The following is a 24,872-nucleotide window of genomic DNA, read 5'->3' on the forward strand; positions in this document are numbered from 1 at the left end:
TGGCAACGTCAGGCAAAGGTAAACCTCTGGTAAAGGGCCTTTGCTAAAACGATGCCAGTGCTTATCGTTCAACCCTCCCAAGTCGTCACTCCGAACAAGGTTCGTTCAACCCATGCAAGCGTCTAATTCCCGTTCCCCCCGTCGCTGGCTCGTCGGCCTGCTGATCCTGCTGCTGGTGGCCTTGCTGGCCTGGTGGCTGTGGCCCGCGTCGCCGGCACATAAAGAAGCCAGCAGCGGGCGCATGGGCAAAGGCGGACGCCCAGGTTTCGGGGCTTCCAGCGACCCGGTGCCGGTGCGTGTCGAGCCGGTTCGGGTGGGCGATTTCCCGCTGTACTACAAGGCGCTGGGTACGGTCACTGCGACCAACACCGTCAATGTGCGCAGCCGCGTGGCCGGTGAACTGGTCAAGATCCACTTCAAGGAGGGCCAGCAGGTCAAGGCTGGCGAACTGCTGGCCGAGATCGACCCACGCAGCTACCGCATCGCCTTGCAGCAAGCCGAAGGCACCCTGGCGCAGAACCAGGCACAGCTGAAAAACGCCCAGGTCGACCTGGCGCGCTATAAAGGCCTGTATGCCGAGGACAGCATCGCCAAGCAGACCCTCGACACCGCAGAAGCCCAGGTCGCGCAATTCCAGGGCCTGGTCAAGACCAACCAGGCACAGGTCAGCGATGCGCGCCTGAACCTCGATTTCACCCAGATCCGCTCGCCGATCAATGGCCGGGTAGGCCTGCGCCAGCTTGACCTGGGCAACCTGGTGGCTGCCAACGACGCTACCGCGCTGGTGGTCATCACCCAGACCGAGCCGATCAACGTCGCGTTCACCCTGCCAGAAACCGAACTGAGCACCGTGCTGGAGCGCTACCGCAGCGGCGCCAGCCTGCCGGTCGAGGCCTGGGACCGCAGTGACAGCAAGCTGCAGTCCACCGGGGTACTGGGCAGTATCGACAACCAGATCGACACCACCACCGGCACCCTCAAGTTCAAGGGCCGCTTCGAGAACAAGGACCTGGCGCTGTTCCCCAACCAGTTCGTCAATGTGCGCCTGTTGGCCGACACCCTCAAACAGGTGGTGCTGGCCCCAGCGGCGGCTATCCAGTTTGGCAACGATGGCACCTTTGCCTATGTGGTCAACGCGCAGAACACCGTCAATATCCGCAAGCTCAAGGTCGGCGCCAGCGATGGCGAGAACAGCGTGATTGTCGAAGGTCTGGCTGCCGGCGATCGCCTGGTGCTGGAAGGCACCGACCGCCTGCGTGAAGGCACCAAGGTAGAGGTGGTCGAAGACAGCTCGCAGGTGCCAACCACCCCGGGCCAGCACCTGCAGGGCCAGGACGCCAAGGGCTCGGCCCAAGCCGGTGAAGCAGGCAAGGCGGGCGCATGAACCTCTCGCGCCTGTTCATCCTGCGCCCGGTCGCCACCACGCTGAGCATGCTGGCCATCGTCCTGGCCGGCCTGATTGCCTACAAGCTGCTGCCGGTCTCGGCGCTGCCGCAGGTCGACTACCCGACCATCCGGGTCATGACCCTGTACCCAGGGGCCAGCCCGCAAGTCATGACCAGTGCGGTCACCGCGCCGCTGGAGCGCCAGTTCGGGCAGATGCCGGGGCTGACCCAGATGGCCTCGACAAGCTCCGGCGGGGCGTCGGTGCTGACGTTGCGTTTCAGCCTCGACATGAACATGGACGTTGCCGAGCAACAAGTGCAGGCCGCGATCAACGCTGCCAGCAACCTGTTGCCCAGCGACTTGCCCGCGCCACCGGTCTATAACAAGGTCAACCCGGCCGACACGCCGGTGCTAACCTTGGCCATCTCCTCCAAGACCATGCCGCTGCCCAAGCTCAACGACCTGGTCGACACCCGCGTGGCCCAGAAGCTTGCGCAGATCAGTGGCGTGGGCATGGTCAGCATCGCTGGCGGCCAGCGCCAGGCGGTACGTATCAAGGTCAACGTCGATGCGTTGGCCGCCAACGGCCTCAACCTCGAGGACGTGCGGACGCTGATCGGGGCGTCTAACGTCAACCAGCCCAAGGGCAACTTCGATGGCCCGACCCGGGTGTCGATGCTCGATGCCAACGATCAACTGCGCTCCCCTGCGGAATACGCCAACCTGATCCTGTCCTATAACAACGGCGCGCCGCTGCGCCTGAAGGACGTCGCCGAGATCGTCGATGGTGCGGAAAACGAGCGCCTCGCGGCCTGGGCCAACGAAAACCAGGCGGTGTTGCTGAATATCCAGCGCCAGCCGGGCGCCAACGTCATCGAGGTGGTCGACCGGATCAAGGAACTGCTTCCCTCGATCACCGACAACCTGCCTGCCGGCCTGGACGTGTCGGTACTGACCGATCGCACCCAGACCATCCGCGCCGCGGTCAAGGACGTGCAGCACGAGCTGCTGATCGCCATCGTCCTGGTGGTCATGGTCACCTTTGTGTTCCTGCGCCGTTTCAGCGCCACCATCATCCCTTCGATCGCCGTACCGCTGTCGTTGATCGGCACCTTTGGCGTGATGTACCTGGCCGGGTTCTCGGTCAATAACCTGACCCTGATGGCCCTGACCATCGCCACCGGTTTTGTGGTGGATGACGCCATCGTCATGCTGGAGAACATCTCCCGCCACATCGAAGAGGGCGAAACGCCGATGCAGGCCGCGCTCAAGGGCGCCCGGCAGATTGGCTTCACCCTCATATCGCTGACCTTCTCGCTGATCGCGGTCCTGATTCCGCTGCTGTTCATGGCCGACGTGGTCGGCCGCCTGTTCCGCGAGTTCGCCATCACCCTGGCGGTGGCGATTCTGATTTCCCTGGTCGTGTCGTTGACCCTCACGCCCATGATGTGTGCGCGGCTGCTCAAGCGTGAGCCCAAGGAAGAAGAGCAGGGCCGTTTCTACCGCGCCAGCGGCGCCTGGATCGACTGGCTCATCGAACACTACGGCCGTGGCCTGCAGTGGGTGCTCAAACACCAGCCGCTGACCCTGCTGGTGGCCGTGGCCAGCCTTGGGCTGACCGTGGTCCTGTACATCGCTGTGCCCAAGGGCTTCTTCCCGGTGCAGGACACCGGCGTCATCCAGGGTATTTCCGAGGCGCCACAGTCGACTTCGTTCGCCGCCATGAGCGAACGCCAGCAGTCGCTGAGCAAGGTGATCCTGCAGGACCCCGCGGTGCAGAGCCTGTCGTCCTACATCGGCGTGGATGGCGACAACGCCACGCTCAACAGCGGGCGCCTGCTGATCAACCTCAAGCCGCACGGCGAGCGGGATGTGACCGCTGGCGAGGTCATCAGCCGCCTCCAGCCGCAGCTCGACAAGCTGGTGGGTATCCGCCTGTTCATGCAACCGGTGCAGGACTTGAGTATCGAGGACCGGGTCAGCCGCACCCAGTACCAGTTCAGCCTGTCGTCACCTGACGCCGACCTGCTGGCGCAGTGGAGCGGCAAGCTGGTGCAGGCGCTGCAACAGCGCCCTGAGCTTGCCGATGTGGCCAGCGACCTGCAGGACAAGGGCCTGCAGGTGTACCTGGTGATCGACCGCGACATGGCCAGCCGCCTGGGCATCTCGGTTTCGCAGATCACCAACGCCTTGTACGACGCCTTTGGCCAGCGGCAGATCTCGACCATCTACACCCAGGCCAGCCAGTACCGCGTGGTGCTGCAGTCGCAAGCCGCCGCCAGCATCGGCCCGCAGGCCTTGGAGTCGATCCACGTCAAGGCCACCGATGGCGGCCAGGTGCGGCTGTCGGCGTTGGCCCGTATCGAGCAGCGCCAGGCGCAGTTGGCGATCTCGCACATCGGCCAGTTCCCGGCGGTGATGATGTCGTTCAACCTGGCCCATGGCGCGTCGCTGGGCGAGGCGGTCAAGGTGATCGAGCAGGTGCAGCAGGACATCGGCATGCCGATCGGCGTGCAGACCCGCTTCCAGGGCGCTGCAGAAGCCTTCCAGGCCTCGTTGTCGAGCACCTTGCTGCTGATTCTCGCCGCCGTGGTGACCATGTACATCGTGCTGGGTGTGCTCTACGAGAGCTACATCCACCCGGTGACCATTCTCTCGACCTTGCCCTCGGCGGCGGTGGGTGCCTTGCTGGCGCTGCTCATCAGTGGCAACGACCTGGGGATGATTGCCATCATCGGTATCATCCTGCTGATCGGCATCGTCAAGAAAAACGCGATCATGATGATCGACTTTGCCCTGGAAGCCGAGCGTAACCAGGGCATGAGCCCGCAGGACGCCATCTACCAGGCGGCATTGCTGCGTTTCCGGCCGATTCTGATGACGACGTTGGCCGCGCTGTTCGGCGCCGTGCCGCTGATGCTGGCGACCGGGTCCGGCGCCGAGCTGCGCCAGCCGCTGGGCCTGGTGATGGTGGGCGGGCTGCTGGTCAGCCAGGTGCTGACACTGTTCACCACGCCGGTCATCTACCTGTACTTCGACCGCCTGGCCCGCCGCTGGCGCCCGGCCACTGATGCCAAGCAGGCTGAGGCATGAACCTGTCCGGACCGTTTATTCGTCGCCCGGTGGCGACGATGCTGCTGAGCCTGGCGATCATGCTGCTGGGCGGCGTCAGCTTCGGCCTGTTGCCGGTTGCGCCGCTGCCGCAGATGGACTTCCCGGTGATCGTGGTGCAGGCCAACTTGTCCGGCGCCAGCCCGGAGGTGATGGCCGCCACGGTGGCCACGCCTTTGGAACGCAAGCTGGGCAGTATCGCCGGCGTCACCACGCTGACCAGTAGCTCTAACCAGGGCTCGACGCGGGTGGTCATCGGCTTCGAAATGGGCCGTGACATCGACGGTGCGGCGCGTGAGGTGCAGGCGGCGATCAACGCCACCCGCAACCTGCTGCCCAGTGGCATGCGCAGCATGCCGACGTACAAGAAGATCAACCCTTCGCAGGCACCGATCATGGTGCTGTCGTTGACCTCTGACGTGCTGAAGAAAGGCCAGTTGTACGATTTGGCTGACACCATCCTGTCCCAGAGCCTGGCCCAGGTATCGGGGGTAGGGGAGGTGCAGATCGGCGGCAGTTCGCTGCCCGCCGTGCGCATCTCGGTGGAGCCGCAGTTGCTCAACCAGTACGGCTTGTCGCTGGACGAGGTGCGTACCGCCGTGTCCAACGCCAACCAACGGCGTCCCATGGGCTTCGTCGAGGATGCCGAACGCAGCTGGGAGGTGCGGGCGAATGACCAGTTGGAAACGGCGAAGGACTATGAGCCGGTAGTGATACGCCAGCAGAACGGCACCATCCTGCGCCTGTCCGACGTAGCCAACGTCACAGACAGCGTTGAAAACCGCTACAACAGCGGCTTCTTCAACGACCAGAGCGCGGTGTTGCTGGTGGTCAACCGCCAGACAGGCGCCAACATCATCGAGACGGTCGACCAGATCAAGTCGCAGTTGCCGGCGTTGCAGTCGTTGTTGCCAGCCAGCGTGCAGCTAAACGTGGCCATGGACCGCTCGCTGGTAATCAAGGCCACCCTCAAGGAGGCCGAGCACACGCTGCTGATCGCGGTGGGGCTGGTGATTCTGGTGGTCTACCTGTTCCTCGGCAGCCTGCGTGCCTCGTTGATCCCGAGCCTGGCAGTGCCGGTGTCGCTGGTGGGCACGTTCGCAGTCATGTATTTGTGCGGTTTCTCCCTCAACAACCTGTCGCTGATGGCGCTGATCCTGGCCACGGGACTGGTGGTGGACGACGCCATTGTGGTGCTGGAGAACATCTCCCGGCACATCGAAGACGGTCAGCCGCCGATGCGTGCGGCGTTCCTCGGTGCCAAAGAAGTGGGCTTCACGCTGCTGTCGATGAACGTTTCGTTGGTGGCGGTGTTCGTCTCCATTCTGTTCATGGGGGGCATCGTACGTAGCCTGTTCCAAGAGTTTTCCATCACCCTGGCGGCGGCAATCATCGTCTCCCTGGTGGTCTCGCTGACCCTCACGCCGATGCTCTGCGCCCGTTGGCTGAAACCGCATCAGGCCGAACAGAGCCGCCTGCAGCGCTGGAGCGACAAGGTTCATCAGCGCATGGTCAACGGCTATGACCGCAGCCTTGGCTGGGTGCTACGGCACAAGCGCCTGACCTTGCTGAGCCTGCTGGCCACCATTGGTATCAACATCGCGTTGTATGTGGTGGTGCCCAAGACGCTGATGCCTCAGCAGGACACCGGCCAATTGATAGGCTTTATCCGTGGCGACGATGGCCTGTCGTTCAGCGTGATGCAGCCGAAGATGGAAACCTACCGCCGCGCCTTGCTGGCCGACCCGGCGGTACAGAGCGTTGCTGGTTTCATCGGCGGCAACAGCGGCACCAACAATGCGATGGTGATTGTGCGCCTGAAACCGATCAGCGAGCGCAAGATGGATGCCCAGAAGGTGATCGAGCGCCTGCGCAAAGAGATGCCTAAGGTGCCCGGCGGGCGGCTGTTCCTGATGGCCGACCAGGACCTGCAGTTGGGTGGCGGTGGGCGTGACCAGACGTCGTCGCAGTACCTCTACACGTTGCAGAGTGGCGACTTGGCGGCCCTGCGCGAGTGGTTCCCGAAAGTGGTCGCGGCGGTGCGCGCATTGCCCGAACTGACCGCCATCGACGCCCGTGATGGCGCGGGTACCCCGCAGGTTACCCTGGTGGTCGACCGTGATCAGGCCAAGCGCCTGGGCATCGACATGGACATGGTGACCACGGTGCTCAACAACGCCTACAGCCAGCGGCAGATCTCGACCATCTACGACAGCCTCAACCAGTACCAAGTGGTGCTGGAGATCAACCCGAAATATGCCTGGGACCCGAGTACGCTGGAACAGGTACAGGTGATCACCAGCGACGGTGCCCGCGTGCCGTTGTCGACCATCGCCCACTACGAAAACAGCTTGGCCAATGACCGGGTCAGCCACGAAGGGCAGTTCGCTTCCGAAGACATCGCCTTCGACGTCGCCGAAGGCTACAGCCCCGACCAGGCCATGGCTGCAGTGGAGCGGGCGGTGGCCAAGCTTGGCCTGCCCGAGGAAGTCATCGCCAAACTCGGCGGCACCGCCGACGCCTTTGCCAAGACCCAAGAAGGCCAGCCCTTGATGATTCTTGGTGCGTTGGTGCTGGTGTACCTGGTGCTGGGCATTCTGTATGAAAGCTACATTCACCCGCTGACCATTCTGTCGACCCTGCCCTCGGCCGGCGTCGGTGCCTTGCTGGCGCTCTACGTCACCGGAGGCGAGTTCAGCCTGATCTCGCTGCTGGGCCTGTTCTTGCTGATCGGCGTGGTGAAAAAGAATGCGATCCTGATGATCGACCTGGCCCTGCAGCTGGAGCGCCAACAAGGCCTGTCGCCGGAGGAATCGATCCGTCGCGCCTGCCTGCTGCGCCTGCGGCCGATCCTGATGACCACCCTGGCGGCCATCCTCGGCGCCTTGCCGTTGCTGGTGAGCCGTGCCGAGGGGGCGGAAATGCGCCAGCCTTTAGGCTTGACCATCATCGGCGGCCTGGTCTTCAGCCAGATCCTCACCCTTTATACGACGCCGGTGGTCTACCTGTACCTCGACCGCCTGCGTCACCGTTTCAACCATTGGCGCGGCGTGCGCACCGACGCCGCTCTGGAAACCCCGCTATGAATTTTGCCCAGACACCGCTTCACCGTGCCCTGCAGTCATTGACCCTGGGGCGTGGCTCGCGTCTGCTCGGCGCCAGTCTGTGCGTGGCGCTGCTCAGTGCCTGTACCCTGAGCCCGGACTACCACCGCCCCGAGCTGAGCACCCCGGCGCAGTACAAGCAGGCCGAGGGCTGGACCCAGGCCAAGCCCTCGGACGCGATCGCCCGTGGCGCCTGGTGGGAAGTCTACGGCGATGCCGGGCTCAATGCGCTGGTCGAAGAGCTCAACCGCAGCAACCAGACGGTTGCGCAGTCGGAGGCCCAGTACCGTCAGGCCCAGGCCCTGGTGCGCAGCAGCCGCGCCGCGCTGTTCCCCAGCCTGGACCTGAGCGCCAGCAAGAACCGTTCTGCCCAGGGTACTGGCAGCTCGAGTTCCAGCCTGTCGAACAACAGCAGCGGCATCCGTAACACCTACAACACCCAGCTCGGTGTGAGCTGGGAAGTCGACCTGTGGGGCAAGCTGCGTGAGACGTTGAACGCTAACGAAGCCAGTGCCGAAGCCAGCTTCGCCGACCTTGCCTCGATCCGCCTGAGCCAGCAGTCGGAGTTGGTGCAGAACTACCTGCAGTTGCGTGTGATCGACGAGCAGAAGCGCCTGTTGGAAGCGACCGTGGCCACCTACGAACGCTCGCTGCGCATGACTGAAAACCAATACCGTGCCGGTGTGTCTGGCCCCGATGCAGTGGCGCAGGCGCGCACGCAGCTGAAGAGCACCCAGGCGGACCTGATCGACCTGATCTGGCAGCGTGCGCAGTTCGAAAATGCCATTGCCGTGTTGCTGGGCAAGGCCCCGGCGAATTTTGCCCTGGCAGACAGCAAGACCATCCCGGCGCTGCCGCAAATTCCAGTGACGTTGCCCTCGCAGTTGCTCGAACGTCGCCCGGACATTGCCTCGGCCGAGCGCAATGTGATGGCAGCCAATGCCAATATCGGCGTATCGCGGGCTGCTTACTTCCCCGACCTGAGCCTGAGCATGAGTGGTGGGTATTCCAGCAGCAGCTTCAGCAACTGGATCGAACTGCCGAACCGTTACTGGTCGGTGGGGCCTTCGCTGGCCATGACCTTGTTCGATGCGGGCAAGCGCAGCGCCGAGGTGGACCGCACCGTGGCGGTGTACGACCAGACCGTGGCGCAGTACCGCCAGACCGTGCTGGATGGCTTCAAGGAGGTGGAGAACTTCCTGGTGCAGTTGAAGGTGTATGGCGATGAAGCGGTGGTGCGCCAAGAGGCACTGGACGCGGCGCGTGAGTCGCTGCGCCTGACTGAAAACCAGTACCGTGCAGGGCTGATCGGCTACCTGGATGTGGTGAACGTGCAGACCACTGCGCTGAGCAACGAGCGCAGTGTGCTGAACCTGCTGCAGGGGCGGTTGGTGGCCAGCGTGCAACTGATTGCCGCGCTGGGCGGCGGCTGGGATGCCGAGGAGGCGTTTGCCGAACAGGAGTGATGGCCGACCATTCATGCTGGGCTATCAGCGCCACTTCGTGGACTCATGCCTCGATCACTGTAGGAGCAGCCTTGTGCTGCGAAGAGGCCCTTACGGCTAATACATCTTTACCAGGCATGCGGGCCTCTTCGCAGCACAAGGCTGCTCCTACAAAGACGTGCGCATGACTGGGCTTTGGTAGCCGCTGAGTCTTACGTGCGGGCCTTGAGGATCACGAACTTCGCATTGAACATAGGGGTTTAGCCCTTCCTTGTAGGAGCAGCCTTGTGCTGCGAAGAGGCCCTTACGGCTAATGCATCGCTACCAGGCATACGGGCCTCTTCGCAGCGCAAGGCTGCTCCTACAGGTACGTATGCCGCGACGTGGTATCCCGGCACTTGGATCCATTCCCATTCGCAAAAACCCCGTGCGTTTCGCCAAAGCTTGAGTACAATCGTCAGCTTTTTCCGGGCCCCCTGGCCCGTCGCTGGAACTCCCAATGCTGACCGGTAGCTACTCCTCTTCGCTGGTGTTGATTTCGCTGTGCGTGGCGATCCTGGCGTCCTACACCGCCCTTGACCTGACCGGCCGTATCGCGACGGCCAAGGGCAGGGCTGTGCACCTGTGGATGGGGGGCGGGGCGTTGGCCATGGGGGTCGGCGTGTGGTCGATGCACTTTATCGGCATGCTCGCGTTCAGCCTGCCTATTGACCTAGGCTACGACCTTGGCCTGACTGCGTTTTCGCTGTTGATTGCGGTGCTGTCTTCGGGGTTTGCCTTGTGGCTGGTGAGCCAGCCGAGCCTGCCCTGGCTGCAACTGGGCCTTGGCGCGTTGATCATGGGCGCGGGCATCAGTTGCATGCACTACACCGGCATGGCCGCGCTGCGCATGCTGCCGGGCATCGACTATGACCCTACGCTGTTCGGCGCCTCGCTGATGATCGCCGTGGGCGCCTCGGCAGCGGCGTTGTGGATAGCGTTCCGCTTGCGCAAGCACACCCCTTACGTCCGGCAGATTCGTGGCCTGGCAGCAGTGATCATGGGGATGGCCATCGTCGGCATGCACTACACCGGCATGGCAGCGGCCAATTTCCCCGAGGGTAGTTTCTGTGGTGCGCTGGCCGGTGGGCTGCAAGGCGACGGGCTGGTCTACCTGGTGTTGATCACCACCCTGGCAGTGCTGGCGGTAGCCTTGTTGACCTCGGTACTGGACGCACGCCTGGAAGCGCGCACGGCGGAACTGGCCCGCTCGCTGACCCTGGCCAACCAGGAACTGACCCAACTGGCCCTGCACGACACGCTCACCGACCTGCCCAACCGCACCTTGTTGGCCGACCGCATCGAGCAAGCCATCGCCAAGGTGGCGGAGCAGGGCGGTTGTTTTGCGCTGATGTTCATCGACCTGGATGGCTTCAAACCGGTCAACGATGCCTTTGGTCACCACGTCGGCGACTTGCTGCTCAAGGCCGTCGCGGCGCGCCTGCGCGGCCATTTGCACAGCCAGGACACGCTGGCGCGCATTGGGGGCGACGAGTTCGTGCTGCTGGTGGAGCTGCAGGAGCCTAACGATGCCATGGACGTGGCGGTCAAGCAGGTCAACCTGGTGTCGCGGCCGTTTCGCGTCGCCGAGCATGATTTGCAGCTCACCGCCAGCCTGGGTATCGTCCTGTACCCCGGCAATGGTCAGGATCAGCACGAGTTGCTGCGCAATGCCGATGCCGCGATGTACCACGCCAAAAGCGCCGGTAAAAACGGCTACAGCTTCTTCGACGCGTCGATGAACAGCAACGCCCGGCAGCAATTGCAGTTATTGCAGGACCTGCGCCAGGCCCTGGAGCAGCGCCAGTTCCGCCTGCACTACCAGCCCAAGTTCGATGCCCAGGCCTGCCAGCCGATCGGTGCCGAAGCGCTGCTGCGCTGGGAGCACCCACAGCAGGGCCTGCTGCTGCCTGACCGGTTCATCGGCCTGGCGGAAAAAACCGGCCTGATCATCCCGATTGGCGAGTGGGTGCTCGACGAAGCCTGCCGGCAGATGCGCCAGTGGCTGGACCAGGGCCACCAGGGGTGGCGTATGGCAGTCAACCTGTCGGCTATCCAGTTTTGCCATGCGGGGCTGGTCGAAAGCGTGGCCCGGGCCCTGCGCGAAAACGGCCTGCCGGCCAACTGCCTGACCCTGGAGATCACCGAGACCACCGCCATGCATGATGCCGATGCCAGCCTGACGGTGCTGCAGCGCCTGTCCGACATGGGCGTGGACCTGTCCATCGATGACTTCGGCACTGGCTATTCCAGCCTCATGTACCTGAAGCGACTGCCCGCCAACGAGCTGAAGATCGACCGGGGTTTTGTGCGTGACCTGGAGCAGGACAGCGATGACGCCGCGATCGTCTCGGCGATCGTCGCACTGGGCCAGGCGCTGGGGTTGCGCATCGTTGCCGAAGGGGTAGAGACGGACAAGCAGCAAGACTTCCTCACCCGCCTGGGGTGCGATTCGCTGCAGGGTTATCTGTTGGGGCAACCGGTGCCAGCCGAGCAATTCATGGGCAAATTGCAGCCATTGCGGGAGACACCTGAGGTGGCGGTCTAGCCTGCGTCGCGCAGGGCGAAGACGGGCACGAAGGCGTCCATCTCGGCCTCGACCGCTTCAATGATGCGCTCGACATCTGCAGCGGCCATGATCGCAGCGCAGGGGATGCCGGCAATAGCCAGCAAGGTTTCTCCGGTGGCGCGGTCGAACAGGCGCGCGATCATGCTGCGCGGTGCATCCATGCTGGCTTCGAAGCCGAGCGGGTGGAAATGCCAGCGCATCACCTGGCAGGCGTTCGGGAACGTCATTTTGTTCATGCCAGCCTCCTTGTCCCTACCTGGACGCGGTGAGCGGGAAGCCGCATGCACGGCCGCCGGGAATGTAACCATAGCACCTGCCACGCCGTTGCCCAGGGTCGGAATACGCCAGAACCGTGGAGGCTTGACCCAGGTCACATTGTTGTTATGGCCGCTATCCAGCGGCAGCTCGCCTGGCAAACGTTTTCCTTGCGGGGTGCCGCAGGTAACGGCCGCATTTACAGCACAGGGTTTTCGGACGAGCGGTGCGTGCTACCCCAGCAGGCCGGCCGCAATGTTGATGGTGAACCCCAGAATGGCCGTGTTGAACACGAAGCCTACCACTGAATGTGCCAGCACCACCCGGCGCAACCCCCTGCCAGCGACGCCGACATCGGACGTTTGCACCGCCACACTGATAGTGAACGAGAAGTAGTGAAAGTCCCAGTAATCCGGGTTGCGCTCGCCATCGGCAAAGCGCAGCGGGGGCTCATGGTTCTGGCCGGTATAGAACAGCCGGGCGTAGTGCAGGCTGAAGATGCAGCCGATCAACAGCCAGGAGCCGGCCACAGTCAACCCGGTGTACAGGTAGTGCAGGGCCAGGGCGCTGCCTTGCAGGCCGCGGCTGGAGACCAGTTGCAAGGTGATCGCGGCCAGGCTGGCGATGGCAGCGATGCAGACGGTGAGCAGGACCAGGCCGGCGTTCTCATCCTCGACCTGGGCTACCTTGCGGACCTTTTCCGGGTTGGCGCTCCAGGTAAGCCACAGGACCAGCAGCAGGTAGAGCCAGACGCCGAGGTTCCAGCCGACCAGAATGTGCTGGACCGTGTCACCGGCAGGGATCAGCCAGGCGCCGATAATGCCGACCAGGGTGGCGAACGTGAGGCGAGGGTGGGTACGTGTCAGGCGGTGAAAAGCCATGGGGCCTCGTTGCCGGGGAGTGGTGGCTAATACTCTAGACCATTGCCCGCTGCTGGCGGCTTTCATCGCGCCGCCCGTCGCGCGGCGTTGCAACTCTCAGTACACTGCACGTTCCAACACCAACATCCGTTGAACTCGAGGTTTCTGCATGACGCTCAGTCCTTTGGCAGGCAAGCCGGCTCCGGCCAGCGTGCTGGTCGATATCCCCCGACTGCTCACCGCTTACTACACCGGCCGACCCGATGCTGGCGTGGTGGCCCAACGGGTGGCCTTCGGCACCTCGGGGCACCGAGGCACCTCGCTTGAGCTGAGTTTCAACGAGTACCACGTACTGGCCATTACCCAGGCCATCTGCCTGTACCGCCAGGAAAAGGGCATCGATGGCCCGCTGTTCATTGGCGCCGACACCCATGCGCTGTCGGCACCGGCCACGGCCAGCGCCCTGGAAGTGCTGGCGGCCAATGGCGTGCAGGTGATGCTGTCCAAAGACGACGAGTACACGCCGACCCCAGCGGTTTCCCACGCCATCCTGTGCTACAACCGTGGCCGCGCGCAGGGCCTGGCCGATGGCATCGTCATCACGCCGTCGCACAACCCGCCGCAAAGCGGTGGCTTCAAGTACAACCCGCCCAATGGCGGCCCGGCCGACAGCGACGTGACCAAGTGGGTCGAGGCCAAGGCCAACGAGCTGCTGGCTGCGAACCTGGCGGGTGTCAAACGCATGGACCATGCCCAGGCACTGCAGGCGGCCACCACCCACCGCCACGACTACCTGAGCCACTACGTGGCAGACCTGGGTAATGTCATCGACTTCGACGTGATCCGCAGCGCCAATCTGCGCCTGGGCGTCGACCCGCTGGGCGGCGCCGGGGTTAACTACTGGTCGGCGATTGCAGAGCATTACAAGCTCAACCTGGAAGTGGTCAACAGCGAGGTCGACCCGACCTTCCGCTTCATGACCGTCGACTGGGACGGCCAGATCCGCATGGACCCATCCTCGCCCTATGCCATGCAGGGCCTCATCGGCCTGCGTGAGCGCTTTGACGTGGCCTTTGCCTGCGACCCCGACCACGACCGCCACGGCATCGTCACCCCGGATGGCCTGCTGCAGCCGAACAACTACCTGGCCGTGGCCATCGACTACCTGTTCCGCCACCGCCCGCAGTGGCGCAGCGACGCAGCCGTGGGCAAGACCGTGGTGTCCAGCGGCCTGATCGACCGCGTTACCGAGCGCCTGGACCGTAAATTGTTCGAAGTGCCGGTGGGCTTCAAGTTCTTCGCCCAGGGCCTGTTTGACGGGTCGTTGGGCTTTGGTGGCGAGGAGAGCGCGGGGGCTTCGTTCCTGCGTCGCGATGGGTCGGTCTGGGCCACTGACAAGGACGGTTTGATCCCGGCCTTGCTGGCCGCCGAGATGACCGCACGCACCGGTCGCAACCCGAGCCAGGCTTATGCCGACCTGACCGCAGCACTGGGCAAGCCGTTCGCCACCCGCGTCGAGGCCAAGGCGGATGCCCGGCAGAAGGCGTTGTTGAGCAAGCTGGCACCTGAGCAGGTCAAATCGACTGAGCTTGCCGGTGAGCCGATCGTGCAGATCCTCAGCCATGCACCGGGTAACGGCCAGGCGATTGGCGGGTTGAAAGTGATGACCGCCAACGGCTGGTTTGCCGCACGGCCGTCGGGCACCGAGGACATCTACAAGATCTACGCCGAAAGCTTCATCGACGAAGCGCACCTGCAGCGCCTGGTGCAGGAAGCGCAGGTGTTGGTGGACGCGGCGATCGCCTGATTGTACTCAAGGGGCTGCCTTGCAGCCCATCGCCGGCAAGCCGGCTCCCACAGGGTCTTCGCAAGGTCTGAAGCTGTGCAGTTACCTGTGGGAGCCGGCTTGCCGGCGATGGGCCGCCGGGCGGCCCCGGTTCATCGAGGGGTTGGCAACGCGAACCCCTCGATCCCCCGCCCCAGCTTCAGTGCCTGCGCATGCAGCACCTGCATCAGGTGCAGCGCCGAGTGCGAAGGTGGCTCGAAGCGTGAATAGACGAAACTGATATCGAAGTGGATTTCGTCGGCCAGGGGTACCACCGTCAAGCCGCTGTCCTGCGCCACGAACTCGTCGATCAAGCTAATGCCCATGCCTTGCTTGACCAAGGCCACGGCTTCGTTGGCGTTGGTGAACGACAACAGCGACTCCAACTGCAGCCCGCGCCGGTGGATGTGTTCGGCCAGCAATTTGCCGAACGGCATGTCGGGCCTGAACAGCAGCAGGGCATGGCCTTGCAGTTGCTCCAGCGCCAGTGACGGTTGCCGCGCCAAGGCATGCTCCGGTGGCATCACCACCACCATGCGCCCGCGCATGAAGGCGCGTGAATGCAGGTGATCGTGGATCACCGGCAAGGCGGCAATCGACAGGTCGACCTTCTTCGACAGGATCTGATTCGGCATTTCACCCATCAACGAGGTCTGCCACTCGATGTTCAGCGAGGGTGACTCACGCTTGAGTTGGGCCAGCGCAATCGGGATGACCACGGTCGACAGCGAGGCGCTGCACGAGATGCGCAGGTTACGGTGGCCGCCACTGCCCAGTGACAACGCACATTCATTGACCTCCAGCGCCGCCTGGTACACCCGCTCGACTTCGCGGTACAGAATCTGCGCTTCGTGGGTCGGCACTAGGCGGTTGTTGATGCGCTCGAACAAGCGGTACGCCAGCCGCCCCTCGATGTACTGGATCAATTTGCTCACGGCCGGCTGCGACACGTAGAGCATCTTCGCCGCCGCGCTGATCGAGCCCGTCAACATCACCGCACGAAACACTTCCATGTGCCGCAGTTTGAACACCAGGTTGCGGGCTTCCGGGCCGTCATGGTCGAGGGGCATAAGCATTACCTTTGGTTATGGTCTTCGCCATCTGGGTATGAGCGCAGACGCCGGGCACGCAGTATCTTGAAGCCTGCCGAGTCGCCTTCGCGGCGCACAATAACAAGATCTGCAGGCAAGCGCAGCGGCGCTTGACGGGAGTGTTGCGTGAACATCTTCGATGAACCCAAGATCGATTGCCATAACCATTTGTTTGACCCCGCCCGCTTTCCCTATCACCCGGACGCGCCTTACGCCCCTTCAGGGCAGGAGGTCGCCACCCTTGAGCAATTCAACCGGGTGATGGACGCCTATGGCGTGCAGCATGCCTTGCTGGTGGGGCCGAACAGTGGCTACCACACCGACAATAGCTGCCTGCTGAACGCGCTCGCCACTGGGCACGGGCGTTTCAAGGGGGTGGCGGTGGTCAGCCCTGACATCACCCTGGATGCGCTGGCTACGTTGCAGGCGCAAGGGGTGGTCGGGGTGGCCTTCAACCCGGCGTTGTACGGTGTGGCGAGCCTGGATGCAGCCGACGGGTTGTTCGGCAAGCTCGCCGAGCTCGACCTGTTTGCGCAGATTCAGGTGTGCGAAGACCAGTTGCTGGCGCTGCGCGGGCTGCTTGAGCGCACGTCGGCGCGCGTGTTGATCGACCATTGCGGCCGCCCGGAGGTGAGCGCCGGTATTCACCAACCGGGTTTCCAGGCCTTGCTGCGGTTGGCCGCGAGCGGCCGCGCCTGCGTCAAGCTGTCCGGCATGCAGAAGTTCGCCTCGGCCGATGCGCTGCAGGCGCAGAGCAGTGCCTACGTTCATGCCCTGCTCGAAGCGTTTGGCCCACAGGCCTGCGTGTGGGGCTCCGATTGGCCGTTCATTCGCCAGCGCTCGCGGGTGGACTACGGGCCGCTGCTGAAACTGGCCGAGCAACTGATGCCGGATGCGCAACTGCGTCGCACCGTCATGTGGGACACGCCGCGACGTCTGTTCGGGTTTGCCTAGCGCACCGCCCTTTGCCATTCCAATAACAAGAGAGCAACCGTCATGAACACTGAACAGAACCTCGGCGTGGGGGCGTTCGACACGCCTGCACGCCTGCAACAACGCACCCGCACCCGTTTCATGATCCTGGCGCTGATCTCCGGCGGCACGATGATCAACTACCTCGACCGCAGCGTGATGGGCATTGCGGCGCCTAGCATCAGTGCCGACCTGGGCCTTAACGCTGCGATGATGGGGGTGATCTTCTCGGCGTTTTCCTGGACCTACGCGGCGGCCCAGATCCCCGGCGGAATCCTCATCGACCGGCTGGGCACCAAGTTCACGTACTGGCTGGCCTTGACGCTGTGGTCGCTGTTCACCGGCCTGCAGGGGTTGGCCCAGGGCTTTCTGTCGCTGTTGGGCATGCGTTTTCTGGTGGGGGTGACCGAAGCGCCGTGCTTCCCCACCAACAGCCGCGTGGTGGCGACCTGGTTCCCACAGAGTGAGCGGGCCAGGGCGACTGGCATCTACACCTTTGCCGAATACACAGGGCTGGCGTTTCTTACGCCGCTGCTGTTCTGGGTGCTGCACGCCTATGGCTGGCGTTTTCTGCTGATGGCGGTCGGGCTGATGGGCATCCTTTATGGCCTGGTCTGGTGGCGCAAGTACCATGAACCGCACCAGTCCACCACGGCGAACCAGGCCGAACTCGACTACATCGCAGCTGGCGGTGGCGTGGTCGACGGTGGCCAGAAAGCCACGGTATTCCGCTGGTCGCAGATCCCGGCTCTGCTCAAGCACCGCAACATGCTGGGCATCTGCCTGGGGCAGTTTGCCTGCAATTCGACCAATGTGTTCTTCCTGACCTGGTTCCCGACCTACCTGGTCACCGAGCGGCACATGCCGTGGCTGAAGGTTGGCTGGGTCGCGGTGCTGCCGTTCATCGCCGCCTCGCTGGGCACCCTGGTCGGTGGCTGGTTGTCCGATGCCTTGCTGCGCCGCGGCTACTCCCTGAACGTGGCGCGCAAGCTGCCAGTGATTGCCGGCCTGCTCACCGCGTCGGTGATCGTGCTGGCCAACTATGTCGAGTCCGACGCGCTGGTAATCGCCATTCTCTGCATCGCCTACTTCGCCCAAGGCATGTCGGCGCTGGCCTGGATGATCGTTTCCGACATCGCGCCAAAGGGCCTGCTGGGCTTGAGCGGTGGCCTGTTCAACCTGTTCGCCAACGCGGCGGGCATCGTCACCCCGTTGACCATCGGCATCATCGTTTCGATGACCGGTTCGTTTGTTTGGGCCTTGGCCTTCGTGTCGTCGATCACCGTCCTCGGTGCCCTGTGTTACCTGTTCATGGTGAGCGACCTGCGTCGTCTGCCAGACATCCCTAACCTCGAAAATGGAGCAAAGCAATGAGCCAATACCTGCAAGGGCAGACTGCAATCGTCACCGGCGGCATGCGTGGCATCGGCCTGGGGATTGCACAGCGGCTGCACGCCGCAGGTGCCCACGTGGTGATCTGGGACCTGGCGGTCGATGGCTGGAACACCGCCGAAAACGGCTTCGAGCCGGTGCTGCGCCAGTCTGTCGATGTTTCATCGCTGGCGTCGGTGGAAGCGGCATTTGCCGACGTGCTTGCACACGTCGGGCAGGTCGAGATCCTGGTCAACAATGCCGGTATCAATGGCCCGGTGGTACCCGCCTGGGAATACCCACCTGCGGCCTGGGACAAGGTCATCGCCATTGACCTGAACGGGGTGTTCTATTGCTGCCGCACCGCCATCCCGCACATGCGCGAACGCGGCTACGGACGCATCGTCAACGTCGCCTCGATGGCGGGCAAGGATGGCGTGCAGTACATCTCGGCGTACTCGGCGGCCAAAGCAGGCGTGATCGCTTTCACCAAGGCCGCAGCCAAGGAGCTGGCGCAGGATGGCGTGCTGCTCAACTGCGTGGCGCCGGCGATGGTCGAAACGCCGCTGATGGCCGAAATGATCCCGGAGCACATCGCAGCGAGCAAGGCCAAGATCCCCATGGGGCGCTTCTTGAAGGTCGAAGAAATCGCCAACATGGTGAGTTGGATCGCCGGGCCAGAGTGCAGTTTCACCACCGGCTTCGTGTTCGACCTCAGTGGCGGGAGGGCGACCTATTGAGGGGCTTGGGCGTCGCTCACTTGACGGCACTGGACCTGGCGCCTGCCGTGCTGGTGCGCGAGGCGAGCCGTGCCGGCTTCAGCGCGGTGGGGCTGCGCCTGCATCCGGTGATGCCGGTTGCGCTGGCCTACCCGGTAACGGCGGGCAGCCTGGCGCTGCGCGAGCTCAAGGCGGTGATGGCGGGTGAGGGCGTACGGGTCGCTGATATCGAGTTCGTGTCATTGACGCCCGAGGTGGTGGTCGCCGATTACGAGCCTTTGCTGGCGGCAGGTGCGGAGCTGGGGGCGGTAAGCCTGACGGTGTCGGGGGATGATGCCGATGTCGCGCGGCTGACCGGGCATTTCGCGGCCTTGTGCGAGCTGGCAGGGGGTTATGGCCTGCGCGTGGACCTTGAATTCATGCGCTGGCGGCCGGTGGCGAATGTGCACCAGGCCTATACCGTGGTGGCAGGGGCGGGGCAGGACAACAGCAGCGTGCTGGTCGATGCCCTGCACCTGTTTCGCGCTGGCGCAGCCGTAGCGGACCTTGCCGGAATCGACCCGCGTTACTTGCGCGCCGTGCAGTTGTGCGATGCCCCACTGCAGGCCCCACCCGACAGCGGCATCATCCAGGAGGCGCGCGAGGGCAGGCAGTTGCCTGGCCACGGGCAACTGCCGTTGGCGCAGTTGCTCGCAGCCTTGCCCCGCGACGTCAGCCTCAGCGTCGAGGTGCCGTCTGCCCATTTGCACGGGGCAGAGCGGCTAAGGGCAGCTGCGCGAGTCACGCAGGCCTGGCTGAGCGGGGTGCCGGCAGGTCAGGCCTGATCCGGCACCACGGCGATTACATCGATTTCCATCAACCACTCGGCCTGGGCCAGGCCCGCCACCACCAGCCCGGTGGAGATCGGGAACACGCCTTTGAGCCACTTGCCGACTTCCTTGTACACCGGCTCGCGGAAGCGCGGGTCGGTGATGTAAGTGGTGGTCTTGACGATGTGCGACAGGTCCGAGCCGGCCTCTTCAAGCAGTTGCTTGACGTTTTTCATCGCCTGTTCGGCTTGTGCCCGAGGGTCGCCCAGGCCTACCAGGCGCCCTTCGAAGTCAGTACCCACCTGGCCGCGTACGTAGATGGTGTTGCCGGCGCGCACCGCCTGGCACAGGTCGTTGTCCAGGGTCTGATTAGGGTAAGTGACCTTGGTGTTGAACATGCGGATACGGGTATGGGTTGGCATCAGTGGGCTCCGAGGGTGCTGACGTTGCTGATCGTGGGTTGTTGCTGCTCATCCGCGGCGCGTTGTTCGCTGTCGCGGTAGGCCAGGTAGGTCCGTTGCGTGGCGATGTGCCCGGCGACGTGCTTGGCGTCGTGCCACACGCCCCAGATGAACGACGAGCCGCGGCGTGACAGCCAGGGCAGGCCGAGGAAGTACACACCGGGTTCGCGGGCAACACCGCGCTGGTGTTGTGGCTTGCCGTTGGCGTCGAAGGTGTCGACCTGCAACCAGCTGAAGTCCACGCCGTAGCCGGTGGCCCAGATGATGGTGCTGACGCCGGCCTGGGCCAGGTCGAGTGTGTGCAGCGGGTTGCTCAGGCACTCAGGGTCGGGCAGTTGCTTGCGCGCCTCCGGCTCTTCAGGCAGGTCCAGGCCGTTGCGTTCGATGTAGGCATCGGCGGCATCGAGCAGGGCCAGGTAGTTTTCGTCGCCACGGCGGATGTTGTCTGCCAGGTTGTCCTGGAAGGTGGCAATGCCATCGGCGAACGATTGGGTCAGGCCGACCAGGGTCATGCCTTGGTGGGCGAGGGCGCGGAAGTCCACGGTGTGGCCGCCGCGTGCGCCGCTGACAGCAATGGTCACGTGCTCGCGGCCAGGCTTGGCGATTTCTGCGTCCCACTCGCCCAGCACACCCAGCCACCAGCAGAAGTCGCGGTTGCGGTAGGCACGCGGCGGCCGGTCATGGGCGCCGACCGACAGGTATACCTGGCGCCCGGCGCGCATCAGTTCTTCGGCAATCTGCACACCCGAGGAGCCGGCACCCACCACCAGCACGGCGCCGGCGGGCAGCTGCTCGGGGTTGTAGTAGGCGGCGGAGTGGATCTGGTGCAGGCGCTCGTCCTTTGGCGCGATGGCCGGGATCACCGGGCGCTGGAACGGGCCAGTGGCAGCAACCACGCGGTTGGCGCGGATCACGCCCTCGTTGGTTTCGATGGTGAAGCCTGGGCGATCGCTGTTGCGCACCACCTTCTTCACTTCGATGCCCGTGCGCACCGGCAGGTTGTACTTGCGCACGTACTGTTCGAAGTAGTCGGCAACCTGGTCCTTGCCGGCGAAGGCATCGGCGTCGAGGTTGAATGCCAGGCCAGGGAAGCGGTCGTGCCAGACCGGGCCGTTGGCGACCAGCGAGTCCCAGCGGCCCGTACGCCAGGCTTCGGCGATACGCTTGCGCTCCAGCACCAGGTGCGGTACGCCGAGCTTGTTCAGGTGTTCGCTCATGGCCACGCCAGCTTGGCCGGCGCCGACGACGAGGGTGTCGATTTCGAGGTTGTTCAAAGTCATGTCCGAGCCCTTTATAAGGCGGTTTTTGTCAGGTCGGTTTGGAGGACCGCCGTTGCCTGGGGCCAGACTAGGGACGCTGCGCAAATGGCGAAAATAGTATTTAGCTAGTGCTTGCCCATAAAACGGCGAAGGCCTTGATTCATAAGGCTTGCAGCGGTGCTTGACGGGGATTTTTCATGCCGTTCGAGGGGCAGCGGGCAGCCTTAGTTTTTTCCTCTTCAAGCCCTCGGAAAAAGGTGGTTTCGCGCGCTGGAGGGTTCCACCCAGAATGCCCTGCATCGGACAGAACAACAGGAACCATCACATGACTTTCTCCATCATCGGTCGTTGCCAGGAAACCGGCCAAGTCGGTATCGCCATCAGCTCGTCGAGCATCGCGGTAGGGGCGCGTTGCCCGTGGGTGCGCGCAGGTGTGGGGGCGGTCGCAACGCAGAACATCACCTTGCCGGCATTGGGGCCGCAGTTGCTCGATGTGCTGGAGCAGGGCCAGTTGCCGCCGGCAGCTGCACTAGACAGGGTGCTCAACGCCAATGGCTGGAGCGAATACCGCCAGGTCATCGTGATCGACAGCCAGGGCCAGGTCGCGTTGTTCACCGGCAAGCAGGCGCTTGGGGTGCACAATGCCGTGGCCGGCGAGCAGTGCGCTGCTGCGGGTAACTTGCTGGCGTCCAAGCAGGTGATTGAGGCCATGGTGCACACTTTTGAACAGGCCGGCGGGCACTTGGCGGATCGCCTGTTGGCGGCCATGCAGGCGGCGATGGCGGCCGGGGGCGAGGCAGGACCGGTGCATTCAGCAGCGCTGAAGATCGCCGGCGAGCTGACCTGGCCGCTGGTGGACCTGCGCGTCGACTGGGCCGATGAAGACCCGATCGGCCAACTCGATGGCCTGTGGCAAGCCTATCGCCCTCAGATGCAGGACTACGTGACCCGCGCCCTCGACCCGACTGCGGCGCCAAGCTATGGAGTGCCGGGCAATGAGTGAACGCACCAGCCGCGCGCTGCTCGCCCGGCTGATCGGTTTTGCCACGGTCAGCCGCGACTCGAACTTGGCGCTGATTGGTTTCATCCGTGACTACCTGGCCGATCTTGGTGTGGAATGCGAGTTGTTCCACAACGCCGAGGGCACCAAGGCCAACCTGTTTGCCACCCTCGGCCCGCAGGACCTTGGCGGCGTGGTGCTTTCAGGGCACACCGATGTGGTGCCGGTTGACGGCCAGGCCTGGACGGTCGAGCCCTTTGCCTTGAGCGAGCGCGAGGGGCGTCTGTATGGGCGGGGTACTGCGGACATGAAGGGCTTCATCGCCTCTGTCTTGGCAGCGGTCCCGGCGTTTCTCGCGCAGCCTTTGCGTATTCCGGTGCACCTCGCGTTCTCCTATGACGAAGAAGTGGGTTGCCTGGGGGTACGCTCGATGCTTGCGGCGCTTGCGCAGCGCCCACACAAGCCGCGGTTGTGCCTGATCGGCGAGCCGACCGAGCTCAAGCCAGTGCTGGGGCACAAGGGTAAGTTGGCAATGCGTTGCCAGGTGCACGGTGCCGCCTGTCACTCGGCTTATGCGCCTTATGGGGTGAACGCCATCGAGTACGCCGCGCGATTGATCGGCAAGCTAGGTGAGATCGGTAATGGTTTGGCACAGCCTGAGCACCATGACACGCGTTTCGATCCGCCGTTTTCCACGGTACAGACCGGCGTGATCAAAGGTGGCAGGGCGTTGAACATCGTGCCCGAGGAATGCGAATTCGACTTCGAGGTGCGCGCATTGCCAGGGTTCGATGCTCAGGGGGTAGCTGACCAGTTGCAGGGCTACGCCGAGGCTGAGTTGCTGCCGCGCATGCGCGCCGTCAACCAGGGCGCCGATATTCGCCTTGAGGCGCTGAGTGCTTACCCGGGGCTGGCCACGCCGGCTGACAGCGAAGCGGCACGTTTGGTCGCCTTGCTCAGTGGTTCAGCGGCGTTCGGCACGGTCGCGTTTGGTACTGAAGGCGGCTTGTTCGACCAGGCCGGAATCCCGACGGTGGTCTGCGGGCCGGGGAGCATGGAGCAGGGGCACAAACCGGACGAGTTTGTCAGTGTCGAGCAGTTGCAGGGGTGCGATGAGATGCTGCTGCGGCTGGTGGATTACCTGCGCGAAGGTTGAGTCATTTTTGCCGGTTAGGCATTCCTGGTAGGAGCAGCCTTGTGCTGCGAAGAGGCCCGTGACAACAGAGAAAATTCACTGTGCTGTCACGGGCCTCTTCGCAGCACAAGGCTGCTCCTACAGGATGCGGGCAATGCCGTAATGAATCAGAACGTCGCCTTGACCTGTAGGCCCACTACCAGTGCATTGTCGATATCCTTGCCCGAGAACGCACCCGGCTCGATGATGTACTGCACATCCGGGCGCAGGTTCAGCCATGGCGTGGCCTGGTAGCCGTAGCTCAGTTCAATCAACTGCTCGGCGCTGTCGATGTTCGGGAACTGCTGCCCTGCGTTGAACGCAGCGTCTTCCAGCACATCGCGGCTGCGTGGGTTTGGCACGGCACGGCCATAGCCCAGCGACAGGGTATCGCGCGGGCGGCCTTCGAACGGCTTGTACAGCACAACGCCGGTGCCATACCACTTGGTGAACGGCGAGGCGGCCTCGCTGGATGCCGAGTATTGGCCAAAGGCGTGCAGGCTGCGGCCTGGCGAGCTTGGATCACTCCACACGGCCTGGTCGATCAGCAGGTAATGGCCGCCGCGGCCGGACACTTCCTTGTCGCTGCCGATGCGTTTCACATCGGAGCTGTCGTAGTAGTAGCCCAGCTTGTACTCACCTGGCAGTTCGCCTTGCAGTTTGTACACCAGTTCAACCGGTACCACGGTACCTGTGGCGTGCTTGGGCCCCAGGTGCCAGGCACGGCTGGAATTGCCGTTGCTCTCGGGGTCGACGTTGAAGGCCGCGACACGCAGCTGCCAGGACGGCGACAGGTCGTATTTCACCCGCACGCCCAGGTGAGCGTTGGGGTAGTTGGTCCAGCCGCTGCCGCCCGACATGTTCAGCGGGTGGCCGCAGAAGCCGGCGTTCATGAAGTTGCACAGGATGCCGCTGTCCAAGCCGCCGAGGTCGTTGCCCATGGCCATGTAGCCGAGCTTGACGTTCAAGGCAGGGGTGAACAGGGTCCGCTCGTAGCTCAGTTCAGTCAGGCGGGTGTACAGGCCACCGTAGTTTTCCTGGATCGGCAAGCGGTTGCCCACCAGGTCTTCCGAGGCGCTGTTGCCGCGACGGTCGTTGATGGTCAACTGCACCTTGCCGCCGTTTTCCAGGCCGTACAGTTTCGACAGGTCGAACTGCACGCCCAGCTTGAGGTTCTGCGAGTAGCGGGCCGAACGGTGCAGGCCACCGTGAGCGTTGTAGGCGGTTTCACCGCTGTAGTCGCCGGTGAACTTGACGCCGTCTTCTTCCAGCTGATGGCGCAGGCCGCCCCAGTCCCCGGTCAGGGTGTTGCGGGTCATCAGGTCGCCGTCGGCGAGGGCGGTGGTGCTGGCCAGGGCGAGCAGGAGGGGAGAAGTGATGCGAATCGCGGATGGCATTGCGGGGTCTCGGGTAGTGTTCTAG

At 63.8% G+C, this 24,872-nt stretch carries 17 protein-coding genes and 1 pseudogene; 12 read left to right on the forward strand and 6 right to left on the reverse strand.

Annotated elements, in window-relative coordinates; translation table 11 throughout:
• Nucleotides 1–112: 112 nt before the first annotated feature.
• The 5 genes from LOY53_RS11100 (at nucleotide 113) to LOY53_RS11120 (ending at nucleotide 11,633) form a co-directional block, all read left to right on the forward strand.
• Complete coding sequence (locus tag LOY53_RS11100) at nucleotides 113–1,384, forward strand: MdtA/MuxA family multidrug efflux RND transporter periplasmic adaptor subunit (RefSeq protein WP_027593594.1); 1,272 nt, start codon at nucleotides 113–115, stop codon at nucleotides 1,382–1,384.
• Nucleotides 1,381–4,479, forward strand: coding sequence for an MdtB/MuxB family multidrug efflux RND transporter permease subunit (locus LOY53_RS11105; protein WP_027593593.1), 3,099 nt, complete (start codon nucleotides 1,381–1,383; stop codon nucleotides 4,477–4,479). The genes LOY53_RS11100 and LOY53_RS11105 overlap by 4 nt, the downstream gene beginning before the upstream one ends.
• On the forward strand, nucleotides 4,476–7,583 hold the full coding sequence (locus LOY53_RS11110) for an efflux RND transporter permease subunit (protein WP_258704009.1): 3,108 nt from the start codon (nucleotides 4,476–4,478) through the stop codon (nucleotides 7,581–7,583). Before LOY53_RS11105 ends, LOY53_RS11110 begins: the two co-directional genes overlap by 4 nt.
• Nucleotides 7,580–9,067, forward strand: coding sequence for an efflux transporter outer membrane subunit (locus LOY53_RS11115; RefSeq protein ID WP_258704010.1), 1,488 nt, complete (start codon nucleotides 7,580–7,582; stop codon nucleotides 9,065–9,067). The genes LOY53_RS11110 and LOY53_RS11115 overlap by 4 nt, the downstream gene beginning before the upstream one ends.
• Before the next feature lie 478 nt (nucleotides 9,068–9,545).
• A complete protein-coding gene (locus tag LOY53_RS11120; RefSeq protein WP_252823773.1) occupies nucleotides 9,546–11,633 on the forward strand; it encodes a bifunctional diguanylate cyclase/phosphodiesterase in 2,088 nt (695 codons plus the stop codon).
• Here LOY53_RS11120 and LOY53_RS11125 read toward each other — a convergent pair.
• Together LOY53_RS11125 and LOY53_RS11130 are read right to left on the reverse strand one after the other, a co-directional pair.
• Nucleotides 11,630–11,890 (reverse strand): DUF1652 domain-containing protein, encoded by a 261-nt coding sequence (locus tag LOY53_RS11125; protein WP_027593589.1) that lies wholly within the window; start codon nucleotides 11,888–11,890, stop codon nucleotides 11,630–11,632. The two genes, LOY53_RS11120 and LOY53_RS11125, sit on opposite strands and share 4 nt — an antisense overlap.
• A gap of 252 nt (nucleotides 11,891–12,142) precedes the next feature.
• Nucleotides 12,143–12,790, reverse strand: a complete 648-nt coding sequence (locus LOY53_RS11130) for a DUF1345 domain-containing protein (RefSeq protein WP_252823774.1) — start codon at nucleotides 12,788–12,790, stop codon at nucleotides 12,143–12,145.
• A 148-nt stretch (nucleotides 12,791–12,938) separates the two neighbouring features.
• Here LOY53_RS11130 and pgm point away from each other — a divergent pair, with 148 nt between their 5' ends.
• Nucleotides 12,939–14,576, forward strand: coding sequence for a phosphoglucomutase (alpha-D-glucose-1,6-bisphosphate-dependent) (pgm, locus tag LOY53_RS11135; protein WP_258704011.1), 1,638 nt, complete (start codon nucleotides 12,939–12,941; stop codon nucleotides 14,574–14,576).
• A gap of 131 nt (nucleotides 14,577–14,707) precedes the next feature.
• On the opposite strand, the gene LOY53_RS11140 is transcribed toward pgm, so the two are convergent.
• Nucleotides 14,708–15,664, reverse strand: a complete 957-nt coding sequence (locus LOY53_RS11140; RefSeq protein WP_252823776.1) for a LysR family transcriptional regulator — start codon at nucleotides 15,662–15,664, stop codon at nucleotides 14,708–14,710.
• 147 nt (nucleotides 15,665–15,811) lie between these two features.
• Between LOY53_RS11140 and LOY53_RS11145 the strand changes: the two genes are divergently transcribed.
• The 4 genes from LOY53_RS11145 to LOY53_RS11160 are packed head-to-tail and all read left to right on the forward strand — an operon-like array spanning nucleotide 15,812 to nucleotide 19,571.
• Nucleotides 15,812–16,639, forward strand: a complete 828-nt coding sequence (locus LOY53_RS11145) for an amidohydrolase (RefSeq protein WP_099454407.1) — start codon at nucleotides 15,812–15,814, stop codon at nucleotides 16,637–16,639.
• A 42-nt stretch (nucleotides 16,640–16,681) separates the two neighbouring features.
• Nucleotides 16,682–18,031, forward strand: coding sequence for an MFS transporter (locus LOY53_RS11150; protein ID WP_252823777.1), 1,350 nt, complete (start codon nucleotides 16,682–16,684; stop codon nucleotides 18,029–18,031).
• Nucleotides 18,028–18,768, forward strand: coding sequence for an SDR family NAD(P)-dependent oxidoreductase (locus tag LOY53_RS11155; protein WP_258704012.1), 741 nt, complete (start codon nucleotides 18,028–18,030; stop codon nucleotides 18,766–18,768). Before LOY53_RS11150 ends, LOY53_RS11155 begins: the two co-directional genes overlap by 4 nt.
• Nucleotides 18,765–19,571: a sugar phosphate isomerase/epimerase gene (locus tag LOY53_RS11160; protein ID WP_258704013.1), complete on the forward strand. Its 807-nt coding sequence runs from the start codon at nucleotides 18,765–18,767 to the stop codon at nucleotides 19,569–19,571. Before LOY53_RS11155 ends, LOY53_RS11160 begins: the two co-directional genes overlap by 4 nt.
• Here LOY53_RS11160 and LOY53_RS11165 read toward each other — a convergent pair.
• Both LOY53_RS11165 and LOY53_RS11170 read right to left on the reverse strand, forming a co-directional pair.
• Nucleotides 19,562–19,978, reverse strand: coding sequence for a RidA family protein (locus tag LOY53_RS11165; protein WP_027593581.1), 417 nt, complete (start codon nucleotides 19,976–19,978; stop codon nucleotides 19,562–19,564). The two genes, LOY53_RS11160 and LOY53_RS11165, sit on opposite strands and share 10 nt — an antisense overlap.
• Nucleotides 19,978–21,383: pseudogene (locus LOY53_RS11170) on the reverse strand (flavin-containing monooxygenase). The gene LOY53_RS11165 and the pseudogene LOY53_RS11170 overlap by 1 nt, the downstream one beginning before the upstream one ends.
• Nucleotides 21,384–21,601: 218 nt before the next feature.
• Here LOY53_RS11170 and LOY53_RS11175 point away from each other — a divergent pair.
• Both LOY53_RS11175 and argE read left to right on the forward strand, forming a co-directional pair.
• Nucleotides 21,602–22,279 (forward strand): DUF1028 domain-containing protein, encoded by a 678-nt coding sequence (locus LOY53_RS11175; protein WP_258704014.1) that lies wholly within the window; start codon nucleotides 21,602–21,604, stop codon nucleotides 22,277–22,279.
• The gene (argE, locus tag LOY53_RS11180) at nucleotides 22,272–23,432 is read left to right on the forward strand and encodes an acetylornithine deacetylase (protein ID WP_258704015.1); all 1,161 of its coding nucleotides are present in this window, start codon (nucleotides 22,272–22,274) and stop codon (nucleotides 23,430–23,432) included. Before LOY53_RS11175 ends, argE begins: the two co-directional genes overlap by 8 nt.
• 146 nt (nucleotides 23,433–23,578) lie before the next feature.
• Here the strand turns inward: argE and LOY53_RS11185 are convergent, their stop codons facing one another.
• Nucleotides 23,579–24,847, reverse strand: coding sequence for a carbohydrate porin (locus tag LOY53_RS11185; protein ID WP_258704016.1), 1,269 nt, complete (start codon nucleotides 24,845–24,847; stop codon nucleotides 23,579–23,581).
• Between the last annotated feature and the right edge of the window lie 25 nt (nucleotides 24,848–24,872).

The sequence above is a fragment of the Pseudomonas sp. B21-031 genome (genome assembly GCF_024748985.1).
GTDB lineage: Bacteria > Pseudomonadota > Gammaproteobacteria > Pseudomonadales > Pseudomonadaceae > Aquipseudomonas > Aquipseudomonas kermanshahensis.